Source organism: Limnoglobus sp., from assembly GCF_059499385.1.
The window spans coordinates 1-16,688 of record NZ_JCABYM010000136.1; the positions used below are offsets into that span (position 1 = coordinate 1).

Below are 16,688 nucleotides of genomic sequence, written 5' to 3' on the forward strand. Positions count from 1 at the left end.
GCCCGGCGGGGCTGCGAGCCGACCCGTCGCTGTCGCCCCCGTGCCCGCGACCGGTCACGGGCGCTCCCGCGGCGCGGACCCGCGACCGGTTTTGTTCCCTCCCCCCCAAGGGGGGAGGGAATAAGATCGTCTCGCAAAGCCTCGACGGATTTCTCCACCGTCACCACTACCCACTTCGAGGTCGGCGTGCCGCTCGTGTCGGCCGTGCTGTCGAGCGGGACCAGCACGTTCGCCTCCGGGAAGTACGTCGCGCAGCAGCCCCGCGGGATGTCGTACCCGACCACGATGAACTTGCTCGCCCGCCGCGTTTCGCCGCGGAAGTGGCTCACCAAGTCCACGACGGTCCCGGCCGCCAGCTTTCTGTCGGCCATGTCGTCGCGGTTCATCAGCACGACCCGGCGCTCGTTGTGGATGCCGCGGTAGCGGTCCTCCAGGCCGTAGACGGTCGTGTTGAACTGGTCGTGCGTGCGGACCGTCATCATCACCAAATGCCCCGGCGGCACGGCCAGGTCCGGCAGCGGCGACGCGGTGAAGTTCGCCTTCGCCGTGGTCGTCGGGAAGCGGCCGTCCCGCGGCTGGTTCGGCAGATAGAACCCGCCCGGCCGTCGGACCTTCGCGTTGAAGTCATCGAAACCGGGCACGACGCGGGCGATCCGGTCGCGGATCAGGTCGTAGTTCGATGCGAGCACGTCCCACGGGATCCGCGACCGGCCGCCGAGCGTGGCGGCCGCGAGCCGGGCGACGATCCGCGTCTCGCTGAGCAGCTGCGGCGAGCACGGGGCGAGGCTGCCGCGGCTGGCCTGCACCACGCCCATCGAGTTTTCCGTCGTCACGAACTGCTCAGCCCCGTTCTGCACGTCCCGCTCCGTCCGACCGAGGCACGGTAAGATCAGCGCGGTCCGCCCGGTGACGAGGTGCGAGCGGTTCAGCTTGATCGAGACGTGGGCCGTCAGCCGCGTGTTCTTCAGCGCCCGCGCCGTGAAGGCCGTGTCCGGCGTCGCGCTCAGGAAGTTGCCGCCGAGCGCGAAGAACACCTTCGCCCGGCCGTCGTGCATCGCGTGGATCGCCTCGACGGTGTCGAACCCCGGCTTCGTCGGCGGCGTGAACCCGAACTCCTCGCCGAGCTTCTGGCCCCACGATGGCAGGTGTTCCCAGATGCCCATCGTGCGGTCGCCTTGCACGTTGCTGTGCCCGCGCACCGGGCAGAGGCCCGCCCCCGGCTTGCCGATGCTGCCGCGGAGCAGGGTCAGGTTTACCACGTCCTGGATCGTCGCGACGGCGTGCTTGTGCTGCGTCAGCCCCATCGCCCAGCACGCGATGACCCGGTCCGATTCACCGAGCAGCTTCGCCACGCGCTCGATCTCCTCACGGCTCAGCCCTGTTTGATCGAGGATCGCGTCCCACGTCACGGCGTCGAGCGATTGCCGCAGTTCGTCGAACCCGGTCGTCTGATTCCGAACGAAGGCCGCGTCAATTTTCCCCCAGGAAATCAGGCACTTCATCAGCCCCTTGAGCAGCGATTGGTCGCCGCCGATCTTCACCTGGAGGTACGGGTCGGCGAGCGCCGTCGGGAACACGCCGAACATCCCGCGGACTTCCTGCGGGTTGTGGAACGCCAGCAGCCCGGCCTCCTTCAACGGGTTGACGGCCACGATCACGGCCCCGGCCCGCTTCGCCCGCTGGAGCGCCGTGAGCATCCGCGGGTGGTTCGTGCCGGGGTTCTGGCCGAGGATGAGGATGACTTGCGCCTTCTCGAAGTCGTCGAGCGTGACCGTCCCCTTGCCGATGCCGACGGTCGGTCCGAGGGCCGCCCCGCTCGACTCGTGGCACATGTTCGAGCAGTCCGGGAAGTTGTTCGTGCCGAACTGCCGGACGAACAGCTGGTACAGGAACGCCGCCTCGTTCGACGTGCGGCCGGACGTGTAGAACACGGCCTCGTTCGGGTCCGCCAGCGCGGTCAATTCCTTCGCGATGAGCGTGAAGGCGTCGTCCCAACCGATCGGCTCGTAGTGCCGCGAGCCGGGCCGCAGGACCATCGGCTCCGCAAGCCTGCCGAACCGCCCGTGCTCGTAGTCGGACAGCTTCGCGAGGTCGTCGATGGAGTGCTCGCGGAAGAAGTCGGCCCCGATCGTCCGCGTGTCGGCCTCGAACGCGAGGGCCTTCGCGCCGTTCTCGCAGAACTCGGCGGCCGTGCGGTTGCCGTCCGGGTCCGGCCAGGCGCAGCTCGGGCAATCGACGCCGTCCTTCTGGTTGAGGGTGAGCAGCGCCCGCGTCCCGCGGACGACGCCGGCCCGCCCCCAGACGTGCTTCAGCGACGACACGACCGCCGGCAGTCCGGCGGCGACGGCCTTCGGGTCGGAGACGGCGAGGCCGGTGTGCGCGTCCGGGCAGTCGGCCTCGGGGACGGCAGGGGGAGTAGCTTCCATAGCGGAATCTTGGAGCCTCCGGCAGACATGGACAAGGGCGATTCGACTTCTTGCCGCGGGGAGGATTCGGGTAAAATCACATCGTACTGACTTGAGGGTGAAGTATGAGCATGTCCGTGCTGGACGAAGCGATCGACCAAGAACCCCCGCCCCGGCCGGAGGTCCCGGAGGGATTCGAGATGGTCAACGGGCAACTGCGGGAGGTTCTCGTGAGTACGGAATCGAGTCGCGTTTCGGGAACCGTTTTCTTCGCCCTCAAGACCCACTGTGTCGCCCGTCAACCCGGTTGGGTTTTCCCCGAAGGAACGTCGTTTCGGTGTTTTCCGAACGAAGACCGCCGAACCCGGCGGGCCGACACCGCGTTCATTGCACTCGACCGGATGCCGCCGGCGACCTATCGGGATGAAGGCCACTGCACCACGGTTCCCGACTTGGTTGTCGAAGTCATTTCGCCGAACGATCTCGCGTATGACCTCGATGAGAAGTTGGAAGACTGGCTCGGAGCGGGCGTAAAGGTCGTCTGGATCATCAACACGCACGCCCGCACCGTTCGCGTCCATCGGGCCGACGGCACGACGGACTATTTACGTGCGACGGCCACTCTCACCGCCCCCGATCTGCTCCCCGGCTTCGCGTGCCCCGTCGCCGAGCTGTTCCGGCTCCCCGGCACGGCCGGGACCGGCGGTTAACTCACCGCCGCCAGCTTCTCCTTCTTCACCGCGTCCAGCATCGGCTGTACCATCAGGTCCAACTCGCCGCCGAGGACGGCGTCCATCTTGTACACCGTCACCCCGATCCGGTGGTCGGTGCAGCGGTTCTCCGAGAAGTTGTACGTCCGAATTCGGCTGTTCCGGTCGCCGCTGCCGATCTGCGACTTCCGCGCGTCCGCCCGCTCCTTGTGCAGCCGCTCCTGCTGCCGCTCGAAGAGGCGGGAGCGAAGAATCCGCATCGCCCGCTCGTAGTTCTTGTTCTGGCTCCGCTCGTCCTGGCACTTCACTTCCATCTCGTCCGGCGTCCCTTTGCGGTACCAAATCCGCACGGCCGACTCCGTCTTGTTGACGTGCTGCCCGCCCGCGCCGCCGGCCCGCATCCGCTCCCACTCGATGTCTTCCGGGTGGATGTTCACCTGCACCTCGTCCGGTTCCGGCAGCACGGCGACCGTCGCCGCGGACGTGTGGATGCGGCCCTGCGTCTCCGTCTTCGGGACCCGCTGGACGCGGTGGCCGCCGCTCTCGTACCGCAGGTGCTGGTAGACGCCGTCCCCCTTCACGCTGAACACGACTTCCTTGAACCCGCCCGCCTCGCCGGGGCTGTGCGAGATGTCCTCGACCGCCCACCCCTTCGCCCGCGCGTACCGGCCGTACATCTCGTACAAATCACCCGCGAACAGGGCCGCCTCGTCGCCGCCGGTCCCGCCGCGGATTTCGACGATCAGCCGGTCGAAGTCCTCGTTCGGGTCGATCAGTAGTTGATCCTCGATCTTCTGCCGCAGTTCCTCGTGCCGCGGCCGCAGCGCGGCCAACTCCTCCTCGGCCATCGGCTTCAGGTCGGCGTCGGCGAGCATCGCCTCCGTCTGCGCGATCGCCTCGTGCAGCTCCAGGAACTCCTGGTACGGCCGCACGGCCTTCGCGAGGCCGCCGTGCTCCTTCGCGACGGCCGCGAACTTCCCCGGATCGCCGGCCACGGTCGGGTCGCCGAGCTGCGCTTCCAGCTCGCGGTACCGGGCGAGCTTCTGTTCCATCGCGGGCCACATGGGACACCAGGGGACAGGGATCGGGAAACAGGGGACAGGGAACAGGAGTCAGGAAACAGACGGGCGGGAACAGAAATGCAGAAGGGGCCAGGGGCCGGAGGCAACGCCTCTGACACCTGGCCCCTGTTCCCTGTCCCCTGTCTACTTCTTCTCTTCGGCGGCCGCCTCGCCCGCGCCGGCGTCGGCCTTCTTGCCGTAGGCGGAGTTCTTGTACTTGTTCTGGAACTTCTCGACCCGGCCGGTCGTGTCCAGGAACTTCATCTTGCCGGTGAAGTACGGGTGGCTGGCGGACGAGATTTCCAGCTTGTACAGCGGGTACTCGTTGCCGTCCTCCCACTTGATCGTTTCCGTCGTCTGCACCGTCGAGCCGGTCAGGAACGAGAAATTCGCGGCCGCGTCCAGAAACACGACGGGGCGGTAGTTGGGGTGAACGCCTTTCTTCATGGCCGATCTTCCGTTATTTCGTTGGAGGGTTCCCGGATGAGTCATGATAGGCAACCCGCCGACGCGGGCAAGGGCCCGGGCCGCCCCAGCGACTGGTAGCGGCTTCACGGTTTGGCGAACGGCACGGCGTCAGCGTGCCGGTGGAAGCCGCGGGGACCGACACCGGCACGCTGACGCCGTGCCGTTCGCCAAGCACCCTCCCCCAAATGGCCGGGGGAGAGGGAACTAAGGCCCACCGCCGGCCGGGCTGTGTTAGAAATCCCCCCGCCGGCGGTACTAGAATGCGCCTACCGAACCGCTCCCTTTTTCGTCGAGATTGTCGCACATGACCACGAACCCCGATGTCGTCGTCCTCGGCGGCGGCCCGGCCGGCAGCACGGCCGCTACCCTCCTCGCCCAGCACGGGCACTCCGTCACGCTCTTGGAGCGCGAGAAGTTCCCGCGGTTCCACATCGGCGAGTCGTTCATGCCGGACACGTACTGGATCCTCCGGCGGCTCGGCATGTTGGAGAAGATGAAGACGAGCCAGTTCGTCAACAAGTACTCGGTGCAGTTCGTCAACGACCAGGGGACGGAGTCGCAGCCGTTCTACTTCTTCGAGAACAACCCGCACGAGTGCTCGCAGACGTGGCAGGTGCTCCGCAGCGAGTTCGACGAGCAGCTCCTCCGCAACGCCGCCGAGTACGGCGTGGACGTTCGCGAAGAGACCCGCGTGATCGACGTGACGTTCGACGGCGACCGGCAGACCGGCGTGCGGTTCCGCACCAAGGGCGGCGACGACCAGGTGCTGACGCCGAAGGTCATCGTGGACGCCAGCGGCCAGTCGGCGATCATCGGCAACCGCCTCAAGCTCCGCAACCCCGACGAGAAGCTGAAGAAGGCGAGCGTCTGGAGCTACTTCAAGGGGGCGCGGCGGGAGCCCGGCAAGTTCGACATCGGCGCGACGCTCGTGCTGCAACTGAAGGAGAAGAAGGGGTGGTTCTGGTACATCCCGCAGCACAACGACGTGGTCAGCGTCGGCGTCGTGGCCGAGGTGGACTACCTGTTCAAGGACAACAGCCCGCCGGAGGAGGTGTTCTGGCGGGAGGTCGAGAACTGCCCGGCGGTGAAGCGGCGGATCGAGGGTAGCGAGCGGGTGGACGTGTTCCGCACGACGAAGGACTACAGCTACCGCTCGACCCGGTTCGCCGGCGACGGGTGGGTGCTGGTCGGCGACGCCTACGGGTTCCTGGACCCGATCTATTCGAGCGGCCTCCAGCTCGCCTTCCGGTCCGGGTCGATGGCCGCGGACGCCGTCCACGAGGGCTTGACGAGCGGCGACCTGAGCGGGGCGCAGCTGGGCAAGTGGGGGCCGGACTTCCGGAAGGGGATGGACCGCATCCGGAAGCTGGTGTACGCGTTCTACGAGGGGTTCCACTTCGGCCAGTTCGTGCGGAAGTACCCGCAGCACAAGCGGCACATCACGGACCTGCTGATCGGCGACTTCTTCAAGGAGTCGATCGACGAGGTGTGGGAGCCGCTGGCCGACGTGCTGCAAGAAGGCCAGCAGCAGGAAATGCTGAAGGCGTGATCCTCGACTTCCGAAGTCCGGCTTCGACTTCGGAGGTCGCCCCGCGCGGCGACTTACTCGCATCCCTTATTGTTGCCGGTTGGACTTCCGAAGTCGAAGCCGGACTTCGGAAGTCGGGCGTTCGTTTCGTACCATCTCCCCATGCCCCGCCCGTTCCTCACCGCCGTCTGGCGGAACCTGATCCTCGCGCACTACCCCGTCCCGGACGAACTGCTCGTGCCATTGCTGCCGGCCGGCCTGGAGCCGGACCGCCGCGACGGCCGGTGCTGGGTCAGCCTGGTCGGGTTCCAGTTCCTCCGCACCCGCGTGTTCGGCGTCGGGTGGCCCGGCTTCCGCGACTTCCCGGAGTGGAACCTGCGGGCCTACGTCCGCCGCGGCGACCAGCGGGGCGTGTTCTTCGTCCGCGAGTTCGTGCGGAGCCGGTTCGTCGCGTGGACGGCCCGGCGGTTCTACAACGAGCCATACCTGGCCGTCCCGATGGCGGAAGAAGTCTCGCCGGAGGCCGCGACGTACCGCGTGCTTCACGGCAACCGCTGGCACGAGCTGCACGCGACCGTAGGCGGGCCGCCGTCCGTCCCGCCGCCGGACTCGGCGGACGCGTTCTTCATCGACCAGTCGTGGGGCTTCGGCCGCACCCGCCGCGGGGCGATTCAGCAGTACGCGGTGGAACACCCACCGTGGGCCGTCTACCCGGTGGCGGCGAGCCGCGTCGGTGTGGACTGGCCGGCGCTGTACGGCCCGGCGTGGTCGCCGCTGGCCGGCGTCGCGCCGGCGGCGGTGACGTTCGTCGTCGGGTCGGCGGTGGCGGTGTACCCGGCAAATCGTGGCAACGGGTCCGCCGTCTGAAGTGGCGGCGGGGCGACCCGAACGAAGGGGCGGTTACTCCGCGGTTTCGCGGTAGATCTCGTCGAACTTGTCGGCGACGTTGCGGAACACCATCATGAGGCCGGGGTCGAAGTGGCCCGGCGACGCGTCCACCATCGTCATCAGCGCCATGTTGTGCGACAGCGACGGCTTGTACACCCGCCGCGACCGCAAGGCGTCGTACACGTCGCAGATCGCCAGGAGGCGGGCGGCCAGGGGGATTTCCTCGCCGGACAGCTTGTCCGGGTAGCCGCTGCCGTCCCACTTCTCGTGGTGGTGGCGGGCGATGTCCACGGCCATCTGCAAGAAGCCGGTCGCGAACTTGTACTTCCGGGCCACCTCCTGGAGCGTCTCCGACCCGTTGGTCGTGTGCGCCTCCATCAGCACCCGCTCGTGCGGGTCGAGGCGGCCGGGCTTGTTCAGGATGTAGTCCGGGACGGCCGCCTTGCCGATGTCGTGCAGCGGGGCCGCGTCCTCCACCACTTGTAGGAAGTCCGGCGTCAGCCGCTCGGCGTACGGCGGCGTCTTCCGCGCCGCCTCGCCGAGCACCCGGCAATACTTCTGGAGGCGGATGAGGTGCGCCCCGGTCTCCGCCGACCGCTGCTCGACGAGCTTCGCCAGGGCCAGCACCATCGCCCCGCGGGCGTGGACCAGCTCGCTGTCGCGGGACGAGACGTTCCGCTCCAGCTCCTGGTTCAGCGTCATCAGGTGGCCGTTGAGCGTCTCCGACCGGTCCTGCGCGTCCTTCAGCTTGAGCGCCGCCTTCACCCGCGCCCGGAGTTGCACGAGGCTGAACGGCTTCGTCAGGAAGTCGTCCGCCCCGGCGTTGAGCATCCGCGACAACTCGTCGCCGCTCGTGCGGCCGGACAGCATGATGACCTTGATGTGCGGCGACGGCGGCGTCTGCCGAATCTTGCGGAGGACTTGCTCGCCGTTGATGCCCGGCAGGTCCACGTCCAGCAGGACGAGGTCGTAGTCGGTTTCGCGGACCTTGGCGAGCGCGTCGTTCCCGTTGCCGACCTCCTCGCACCGCGCGCCGTCGCCGGCCAGGGCCAGCTTGCAGACGCGGCGGACATCAATCTGGTCGTCGACGATCAGAATCTGGTGCGGGACCGGGGCGGCGTCCGGGACGCCGTCCGGCGTCGTGTCGATCAGCGCGTCCGGCTGGCCGTTCATGTCCGGGGCCGACTTCCCGGACGGCCGGGTGATCGACCGCAGGAACGGGAGCATCTCCCGCATCGCGGCCTCGGCCGTCGGGACCCGGTCGGCCGGGTTCAGGGCCATCAGCTTCGCCATCACACCGTCGAGCGACGCGGGCACGTCGGACCGGAACTCGCGGGCCGCCGGCGGGGCGAGCGCCCCGGCCGACCCGACCGGCGGGTCGAACGGGTCGCGGCCGGTGAGCATGAAGAACAGCGTCGCCCCGAGGCCGAACACGTCCGCCCGCGCGTCCACCCCGCGGGCGTTGCGGACCTGCTCCGGGGCCATGTACCCGATCGTCCCGAGGCGTGCGCCGTCCTTCGTCAGCCGGTCGTCCGGCGTCGGCAACCGGGCGACGCCGAAGTCGAGCAACTTCGCCGTCCCGTCCGCGGTGAGTAGCACGTTCCCCGGCTTGATGTCCCGGTGAATGAGGCCCTGGCGGTGCGCTTCCGTGAGCGCGTCGGCGACCTGGTGGGCGGCGAGGCACGCCTGTTCGAGCTTCATCGGGCCGTCGCGGGCGACCACGTCTTCGAGGTTCCGCCCGGCCACGTACTCCATGACCAGGTACGGGACCGGCGCGCCGTTCGGCCCCGCGCCGGGCTGCTCGCCGGCGTCCACGGCCGCGACGATGTGCGGGTGCTTCAGCCGGGTGACCGCGAGCACTTCGTTGAAGAACCGGTCGAGCGCCCGGCGGTTCTTCTCGCCGTCGATGAACAGCGCCTTCACCGCGACCGGCTTGCGGAGCTTGACGTGCTCCGCCCGGAACACGACGCCCATGCCGCCCGCGCCGATCTTCTCCAGGATGCGGTAGTTGCCGAGGACGAGCGTGTGGGCCTCGTTACCGCGGAGGCGGCCGACCTGGAACGGGGTGAGCAACTGTTCGGCGAGGAGGGCGTTGAGCAGGTTGTCGTCGTCCGGCGCGATGAGGATCGACTCCCGCTTCTCGGACGGCAGCACGTCCCAGTCGCCGGCCGGGATGATGGAGGAGGCGAGCAGTTTGCGCAGCAGGTGGGGCAACGGCGACGGGGTCCGCACCGAGTCCGTGAGGCTGGAAGAACGGGTCGCCATGACAAAATCCAATCGTCCGGTAACTCGCCCGACCGTAGCGCGATTCTTGCCTGACTTGGAGGGGCGAGCCGTAGGCACGTACTGCCTGAGTTTAGTGTCTACTTCTGCCCCTGGAAGGCGATTCGTCAAATCCCGCATAAATCCCCTCGCGGCCGGGGCGAATTTTCCGGCCGAACCGCGAGACGCGCATTTCGATTCCGGTCCGGGCGCGATATTCGCGGCCCGGCGGAAGAGGGCTTAACGCAACTTACACTGCTTCAATGTCAGGTCCACCCACGCCCGGTTCACGTCGGACATGGTCACGCACCCCGGCAGCGGGCGGCCGTAGTCGATCAGCTTCTGGAACCCGCCGAGGTCGTAGGCGCGGCGGAACACGTCCTGGAGGTCGAGCATCGTGTCCCGGTCGTCCACGGCCAGCGGCAGCTTGAACTTCGGCAGCCGCTTCTGCACGGTCGTGGTGTAAATCTCGAACTTCCCCGGCGACAGCGGGCGGGTAACGGAGAACGTGTAGTCGTGGTCCGGCAGCGAGTCGCGGGCGAAGTCGAGCGTCGGGTTGCCGTGGGTGACGAGGTCGATCTCGAGCGTGGCGGCCCGCAGGTTGTCCTGGAGCTTCCGCGTGGCGTGGTACGCCTCCCGGCCGACGCCGGTGGTCTTGTTCGTCGGGCTGACCACGTCGATGAGGGTGACGAGCCGGCCGTCGGTCCGCTCGCGGATCTCGATGAACTGCTCCTCGTGCGGCTCGCGGATGACGGACGTGAACAGCGGCATCTCGACGGTGTACGCCCGGAGGCCGACGCGGGCGCGGTACCGGTCCACGAGGCTGGGCAGGAGGATGTGGTACAGCCCGGAGACGAACTGGTGCTGGAACGCGGCCCAGTGCTTGGGGTCTTCGAGGAACGGGTCCATGCCGGGGAAGGGGCTGGGCATCGCGGTTCTCTCCAGGGGTCGGGAGGTGGGCGACCGACCGGTGGGACCGGTCGTTCAGCGTGTCCGACGGTCGTTCCGAATTTGCGGGTTGGAGAGATTGTACCCGATCACGGGTCGGGTTCGCTAGGGGGCGGCGGCGGGAAAATCGGGGGTGCCCGACGGCGTCGCCGAAAGTCGAGGCGATGGGGATGACTGAGAAGTGATTATTCCACCAGCCCGGCGAGTTCGACCCGCAGCCGCTTCAACACGCGGCTCTTGGCGATCAACACCGCGTTGAGCGACAGCCCCAATTCGGTCGCCACCTCGCCGGGCGGGCGGGCGTCGACGACCTGCCGCCGGAACGCCTGCCACGTCGCCGGCGTGAAATCCGGTTCGACGGCCCGTAGCGCGCGGGCGGCCAAATGTTCGTCGTGTTCCCGGTCCCACAGTCGGCCGAGGACACTTTCCGGGTCGGCGACGGCGTCGAGATCGACCGCCGGGGCGAGCGGGTGGTCGCGGAAGTACTTCTTCGTGTGGTTCGTCAGTATGACCCGCAACCAGCCCCGGAACGCGCCGGGGCCGCGGCGGTCGAACTCGCCGACCCGGCGGACGACGACCACCATCACCTCCTGTACCACGTCGTCCCGGTCGCCCGGCGGCACGCCGGCCCGCGCGAGCCAGCCCCGCAGCACCGGGCCGTACACGTCCACCAGCCGCCCCCAGTCGTGGCCGGTCGGGGCCGTCGTCAACCGGTCGAGCCAGGTGAGGGAGGTTTCCATGGCGGCCTTCGATCAGGGCTTCCGTCCCGCCGCCCGCACCTCCGGCGGCAGTGCCAGGAGGTAGACGACGCTCGGCCCGCTGCACGTGATGACGGCGTACTCGCCGTCGGGGGAAAAGTCGTGGGTGTCAATCCCGCCGCGGTCGAGGCGATGGGTGCCGACCACCTTGGCGGACGGGACGTGGATCAGCCGCACGTCGGGGTCGTTCGGCGTGGCCCACAACACGTAGTTCAAGTCCGGGCTGACGGCGCTCGCGCCGTGCCCCTGGGGGATCGACAGCAGTTGAACCGGCTCGTCCCGGTCGAGCCGCCAGAGCCGCACGCCGCCGGGGTGACAGGTGACGAAGCTCTTACCGTCCCGCGCGGCGCGGGCGTTGAGGACGAGGGACCGATCGGGCGAGGTCCACCACCGCAGGATGTTGCCGGATTCCACGTCGATGAGCCGGATCGTGGTGTCCTGCTGGTTGTAGTCGTAGACGACTACGGCCTTGTCGCCGGCCGCCACGGCGAACGGCACGTGCATCGTGTCGAACGCGAACTTCCGGCGCTCCCGCGTCTCGACGTTCCAGAGGCGCACCGTCCGATCGGAGTGCCCGCTCGCCAGCCACGTCCCGCCCGCCGCGAGGACGCCGCTGTGCGTGTTTTGGGTCGGCTCCTCGATCGCGGCGACCGGCTCGCCCGTCTTGAGGTTCCACCCACGGATTGCGCGGCCGCCGGCGTGGTGACCGTAGGAGAATAAGGTCCGACCGTCGGGACCGAACGCGAGCCACCCGCATCCCGGAACGGTAGCCACCTCCCGGCCCGTGGCGGATTCCCACACCCGCGCCGTTCCGCCGCCGGCATCGCCCGTCGCGGCGTAGTACCGCCCGTCCGGGGAAAAGCGGCTGACGTAGGCGTGCCGTTCCGGCCAATCGTGCTTGCGGACGAGCCGCAGTTGCGGGACTTGTTGGTTGAGGTTGACGACCGGGGCCGTACCGGCCGCGGCCGGTACGGCCTTGCCCTCCCGCCGGATCGTCACGGCGGCCGCGCCGTCGCGGCGGAGTTTCAGCGGCGCGGCGTCGGGCACGTCGATCGTCAACTCGCTGCCGTCCGGTTTCAACCGCAGCCGCTTCGCGTCCAACTCCCACGTCTGCTTCGCCTTCGTGTCGACGATGCGGACGAGGTCGCCGTTGCGCCTCATTTGCACTTCGATGTCCGGGTCGTCGGCCTCGACGACGATGACTTCGTTGTCCCGCTGAATCTTGTACACGACGCCGGCGGCCGCCGTTGCGGTCGCGACCAGGATTCCGAGGGCGACGGCCCACCGCCTCGCCGGCGCGGGGCGGGCGTAAGCCCCCGGCCGGTTCGGCGTCGTGAGGGTTTCTCCGCCCGCCCAGGGGTCCAGGGCCGCGGCCACGTCCGCCGCCGTGGCGGGGCGGTCGGTCGGCCGTTTCGCCATCATCTTCTCGACGACCGCCGCGAGGGCGGGCGGCACGCCGGTCAGCGGCTCGGGCGACCGGGTCGGGTCGCGGTGGGCGTCGAGCTTCCCCAACACCGTGGGGGCCGGGTACGGCACGCGGCCGGCGAGTAGGTGGTACAGGGTGCAACCGAGGCTGTACACGTCCGCCCGGGCGTCCGCGGCGTGGGCGGCGTCCGCCTGCTCCGGGGCGATGTAATCGGGCGTGCCCATGACGACGTTTTCGGCCGTCAGCCCGGCGGCGCGGTCGTCGGCCCCGACGAGGCCGAAGTCGAGAACCTTGGTCGTGCTGTCCGGCGTGCGAATGAGGTTTCCCGGCTTGATGTCGCGGTGAACGAAGCCGGCCGCGTGCGCGTGGGCCAACCCGCGGGCCGCGTCGCGGACCGCCCGGCACGCTTCGGCGACGGGTAGCGGTCGGGCCTTCACCAACTGCGCGAGCGTCTCGCCGGGGACGTACTCCATCACGAGGTAGTGCGTGCCGCCCGCCTCCTCGGCGTCGAACGCCGTGGCGAGGTTCGGGTGGTTTAACTGCGCCGCGGCCCGCACCTCCCGGCGGAACCGCTCGACCGACCCCGGCCGGGCGAGGAACTCCGGGCGAATCACCTTGAGCGCCACCGGCCGGCCCATGACGACGTGCTCGGCCAGCCAGACGCGGCCCATGCCGCCTTCCCCCAGCGGGCGGATCAACGTGTACCGCGGGTGATCGACCAACCCGGCCGGCGGGAGGGTCACGGAGAAATCCCCCGCCTCCCCGTCCCAATCGACCGTCGCGGCCACCGCCGTCCGGTCCGGCGGCGGCGTCACGCTCGCGGCCCGGACCGCCGCGGCCTTCGCGTCGGCCGAGGCGATGAGTTCGACGAGCGTGTCCCGCGGGCGAATGGTGGCCGCCCGCGCCTGGCAGTCCGTACACCCGGAGAGGTGTTCCTCGACGCGGGCGTGAAACGGGTCGGGTAGTTTACCAATCAAGAAGTCGTCCAGGTCGCGGCCGGTCGGGTGCGTGGCTGGCATGGAATACTGTCCGCGGGGGTCCGGCGATTGTTACCCAGAGTACATGCGCGGCCGGCGGGAATCCTTTCAAAAAAGTGCGGCAACGACTCGAGATGTGCCTTCGACGGGGACGAAAAAAAACCGGGCACGGTTGCCCGTGCCCGGTACCAGACTTACTTTCGGGTCCCGTCCATCCCTTCGGTAGCCTGGCTGCTTAAACCGCTCCCCCCTCGGAGCGGAACAAGCCAACGCTAACGTCCACTCGCGTGGACCCCGAACGACACAAAGACTGCCGCCGGGTCGTCTTCGGTCACCGCTCTCGCGGGGCCGAAGACACAGGTATCTAGGTCGCGATTCCACGGGGGGCAAGCGGATCAACGAGAAAAATCTTGCCCTTCAGACCCCGCGCAAATGTTGACAACACCTGGGCATCGAGACGGACGACCGTTACGGTTTGGAGACGGCCCGGGCCGCCGGCTGCCAGTCGGCCGGGATCGGCCGCCGCAGGTCCTCGCCCGTGTACCGCCAGAACCCCACCGCGTCCTCGCCGAGTTGCCACGAGTAGGCCGCCGGCCGGCCGTTGATCCGCGTCGGGAAGTCCACCTGGCCCTTCGCCGAATCGACCAACGACACGCCCAACGTGTCCAGCTCGTGAACCGCGCCGGCCAAGGACTTCTCGCCCGCCGTGATGGCATCCTGAATCGCGTACCGCCGTTGCCGACTCGCCCAGGTCAAGGCCCGCCGGTATTCCTCCAGCGTCGCCCGTTCCGGGGCCAGGGTGTTCAACTGCTCGGTCGTGGTCACGATGTCCGTCACGATGCTCTTCACCAACGGTAGCATCTGGCGGGCGGTGGTTAAATCCAGATTCACGGCCTTCCTACGCGGCTTCCCCGAAGGGTTTGTGGCACGGTTAGGAGAACTGTTCATCTTTAGCTCCCCGTTAAGGTTGGTCGCCGGTCGCCCGGCGGTTACTGCATTCTATGTCGCGATCCGCCTCGAAAGGGAGTACGGGCCGGGGTTCCGGGGCGATTTGGGAAAAACGCATCGGCGACCCACTAGTTATACGCTTCGACGGGACAATCCTTGCGGCGGTTTGGCATCGGCCGGAAATCACTCTATAGTTCGCCCGTACGTGACTACGGAAGCGGTTTCGCCCCACGATTTCGGCCGCGGCAAGATATGTCAGTGCCCACCGCCAACCCGTCCGCTGCTTGGTTCGTCAAGGAGCTGACGACCGCGCACGTCTTCGAGGCCGCCCAGCTCGCGCCGTACCTCGCCGAATTCAAGGCGCTGCACCGCGGCGGCGACGCCGTCGCCCTCGCCGACTACCTCGTCAACTGCGGCCTCCTCACCCGCTACCAGGCCAACCGCTGCCTCGCGCACGAGGCGAGCAAGCTCGTCCTCGGGCCGTACCTGATCGCCGAGCCGGTCGGCAGCGGGACGATCGGCGACGTGTTCCAGGCCATCGGCCGGTCCGACCGGAAGCGGTACGCGGTCAAGGTGTTGCCGCTCCGTAGCCTGTGGAACGTCCGGCAGGCGAAGAAGCAGGTCGAGGCGTTCGCCAAGCTGCCGCCGCACCCGGCCGTCGTCCCGTTCCTGGACGTGGACTCGGCCGGCGGCCACCACTACCTCGCCTGGCCGTACATCGAGGGGGTCACCCTCGCCCAACGGGTCCGGGAGAAGGGGCCGGCGTCCGTCGCGGCGGCGCTGATGGTCATGACCCAGGTGGCCGAGGGGCTGGCCGTCTGCCACGCGCACGGCATCGCCCACGGGCTGTTCAGCCCGGCCCACGTCCTCATCGGCGTGGACGGCCAGGTCCGCATCCGCGGCCTCGGCATGGGGGCCATCCTGTCCGAGAACATCGCCGACGACGAGTCGATGCTGGACACCATGTCCAGCGCGAGCGCGGCCATGGGGATGCTCGAGTGGTGCGCCCCGGAGACGCTCAACTCCCCGACCCTCCGCGACCCGGCCGGGGACATCTACAGCTTCGGGTGCGTGTTCTACTTCCTCCTCGCCGGCCAGTCCCCGTTCCCGGACGGGAACATGGTGGACAAGGTGCTGGCCCACCAGACGCTCCCGCCGCCGGCCGTCCGGGCGCTGAACCCGAACGTCCCGGCGTGGCTGGACGACCTGATCCAACGGCTGTTGAGCAAAACCCCCAGCCGCCGGCCGGCGTCGATCGACCAAGTGCTGTCGAAGCTACTGGCCGGGTCGTCGGAGGCGTTCGTCGAGCTGCCGCCGGTCCCGCCGGGCGAGGCCGCCCCGGCCCCGCCGCCGGCCCCGCCCGCGAGCCTGACGCCGAAGCCGCAGATCCACGTCGAGACGCCGCGGCAGATGCACGTCTCCACCCCGACGCCGTGGCAACCCCCGGCCCCCTCGGCGAACCGCGGCCCGGCCGGGCCGCCGTCGGCCAGCGAGATCGACTTCGGCGACTACGCCCCGCCGGACGACGGCCGCGACCGCCCGTGGGCCGTCCCGCCCCGCCGGTCGGACCCGGCCCAGGACTCGCCGATCATCCTGCTCTCCCCGGCCGCGGCCGCGTCGCCGCCGGTCGTGCCGATCATCCTGAAGGGGGCCGAGTACCCGACGGTCCTGCCGGTCGAGGAAACCCCGCGGCCGGCCGCCCGCCGGGTCTCGACGGCGCTGCCGGCCCCTCTGACGTACACGGCCACGGACGCGCCGGCGGCGGCCGTGGCGTTCACCGCCCCGGCCCCGCCGACGTTCCGCCGATCGCTGTGGGAGCGGCTGAAGTCGTTCTTCACACCGATCCGCCCGCCGGTGGCCGACACGGTGCAACTGAGCGTCTTCGGCCCGGCGACCGTCTCCCCCGGCGACAGCATCAAGTTGCAAGTGTTCGCCCACAGCCCGGAGCTGTTCGACAGCGTGAACACGCTCGCCCGCGCGTTCCACGCCGCCGCCGCGCCCCTGGCGACCGGGTACGTGACCCGGCCGGTCGAGCGGGCCGCCGCCCTGGCCCTGCACCTGAAGGTGGCGAACGCCGGCGTGGCCCACTCCCACCTGACGCTGATGTGGCTGGGCCAGCCGCAGCCGCGGGCGTTCGACGTTCACGTCCCGTGGGAAAGCCCGTCCGGGCTGACGGCCGTGAGGCTGTCCGCCGGCGTGAACGGCCAGGAGAGCGGCCAGATCGACTTCCAGCTCCACGTCCTCCCCCGCCGCGGGTGAGCGGCTTTATATAGCCGCCGGCTTGCCGGCGGGGTTATGCGACACCCAAA

At 69.0% G+C, this 16,688-nt stretch carries 12 protein-coding genes; 4 read left to right on the plus strand and 8 right to left on the minus strand.

Annotated features, from left to right (window positions below):
* On the minus strand, positions 1–2,426 hold a 2,426-nt coding region (locus tag AC5JJ2_RS23920), incomplete at its 3' end, for an FdhF/YdeP family oxidoreductase (RefSeq protein WP_495860560.1).
* A 179-nt stretch (positions 2,427–2,605) separates the two neighbouring features.
* Between AC5JJ2_RS23920 and AC5JJ2_RS23925 the strand changes: the two genes are divergently transcribed.
* On the plus strand, positions 2,606–3,115 hold the full coding sequence (locus AC5JJ2_RS23925; RefSeq protein WP_495860571.1) for a Uma2 family endonuclease: 510 nt from the start codon (positions 2,606–2,608) through the stop codon (positions 3,113–3,115).
* Here the strand turns inward: AC5JJ2_RS23925 and prfA are convergent.
* Entirely contained in the window at positions 3,112–4,167 is a 1,056-nt protein-coding gene (gene prfA / locus AC5JJ2_RS23930) for a peptide chain release factor 1 (protein ID WP_495860561.1), read from the minus strand. The two genes, AC5JJ2_RS23925 and prfA, sit on opposite strands and share 4 nt — an antisense overlap.
* 153 nt (positions 4,168–4,320) lie before the next feature.
* A complete protein-coding gene (locus tag AC5JJ2_RS23935; RefSeq protein WP_495860562.1) occupies positions 4,321–4,623 on the minus strand; it encodes a type B 50S ribosomal protein L31 in 303 nt (100 codons plus the stop codon).
* A 325-nt stretch (positions 4,624–4,948) separates the two neighbouring features.
* Between AC5JJ2_RS23935 and AC5JJ2_RS23940 the strand changes: the two genes are divergently transcribed.
* Both AC5JJ2_RS23940 and AC5JJ2_RS23945 read left to right on the plus strand, forming a co-directional pair.
* Positions 4,949–6,193: an NAD(P)/FAD-dependent oxidoreductase gene (locus AC5JJ2_RS23940; RefSeq protein ID WP_495860563.1), complete on the plus strand. Its 1,245-nt coding sequence runs from the start codon at positions 4,949–4,951 to the stop codon at positions 6,191–6,193.
* 141 nt (positions 6,194–6,334) lie between these two features.
* Positions 6,335–7,039 carry a YqjF family protein gene (locus AC5JJ2_RS23945; protein ID WP_495860564.1) on the plus strand — a complete coding sequence of 235 codons (705 nt, stop codon included), beginning with the start codon at positions 6,335–6,337 and terminating at the stop codon, positions 7,037–7,039.
* Between the two features lie 33 nt (positions 7,040–7,072).
* On the opposite strand, the gene AC5JJ2_RS23950 is transcribed toward AC5JJ2_RS23945, so the two are convergent.
* From AC5JJ2_RS23950 to AC5JJ2_RS23970, 5 genes are all read right to left on the minus strand, one after another.
* Entirely contained in the window at positions 7,073–9,325 is a 2,253-nt protein-coding gene (locus AC5JJ2_RS23950) for a protein kinase domain-containing protein (protein ID WP_495860565.1), read from the minus strand.
* Between the two features lie 237 nt (positions 9,326–9,562).
* Positions 9,563–10,252 carry a DUF4058 family protein gene (locus AC5JJ2_RS23955; RefSeq protein WP_495860566.1) on the minus strand — a complete coding sequence of 230 codons (690 nt, stop codon included), beginning with the start codon at positions 10,250–10,252 and terminating at the stop codon, positions 9,563–9,565.
* Between the two features lie 203 nt (positions 10,253–10,455).
* A complete protein-coding gene (locus AC5JJ2_RS23960) occupies positions 10,456–11,010 on the minus strand; it encodes a sigma-70 family RNA polymerase sigma factor (RefSeq protein WP_495860567.1) in 555 nt (184 codons plus the stop codon).
* Between the two features lie 12 nt (positions 11,011–11,022).
* Positions 11,023–13,473: a WD40 repeat domain-containing serine/threonine protein kinase gene (locus AC5JJ2_RS23965; RefSeq protein ID WP_495860568.1), complete on the minus strand. Its 2,451-nt coding sequence runs from the start codon at positions 13,471–13,473 to the stop codon at positions 11,023–11,025.
* Between the two features lie 426 nt (positions 13,474–13,899).
* Positions 13,900–14,322 carry a DUF2203 family protein gene (locus AC5JJ2_RS23970; protein ID WP_495860569.1) on the minus strand — a complete coding sequence of 141 codons (423 nt, stop codon included), beginning with the start codon at positions 14,320–14,322 and terminating at the stop codon, positions 13,900–13,902.
* A 315-nt stretch (positions 14,323–14,637) separates the two neighbouring features.
* Between AC5JJ2_RS23970 and AC5JJ2_RS23975 the strand changes: the two genes are divergently transcribed.
* Positions 14,638–16,638 (plus strand): serine/threonine protein kinase, encoded by a 2,001-nt coding sequence (locus tag AC5JJ2_RS23975; protein ID WP_495860570.1) that lies wholly within the window; start codon positions 14,638–14,640, stop codon positions 16,636–16,638.
* Positions 16,639–16,688: the final 50 nt, after the last annotated feature.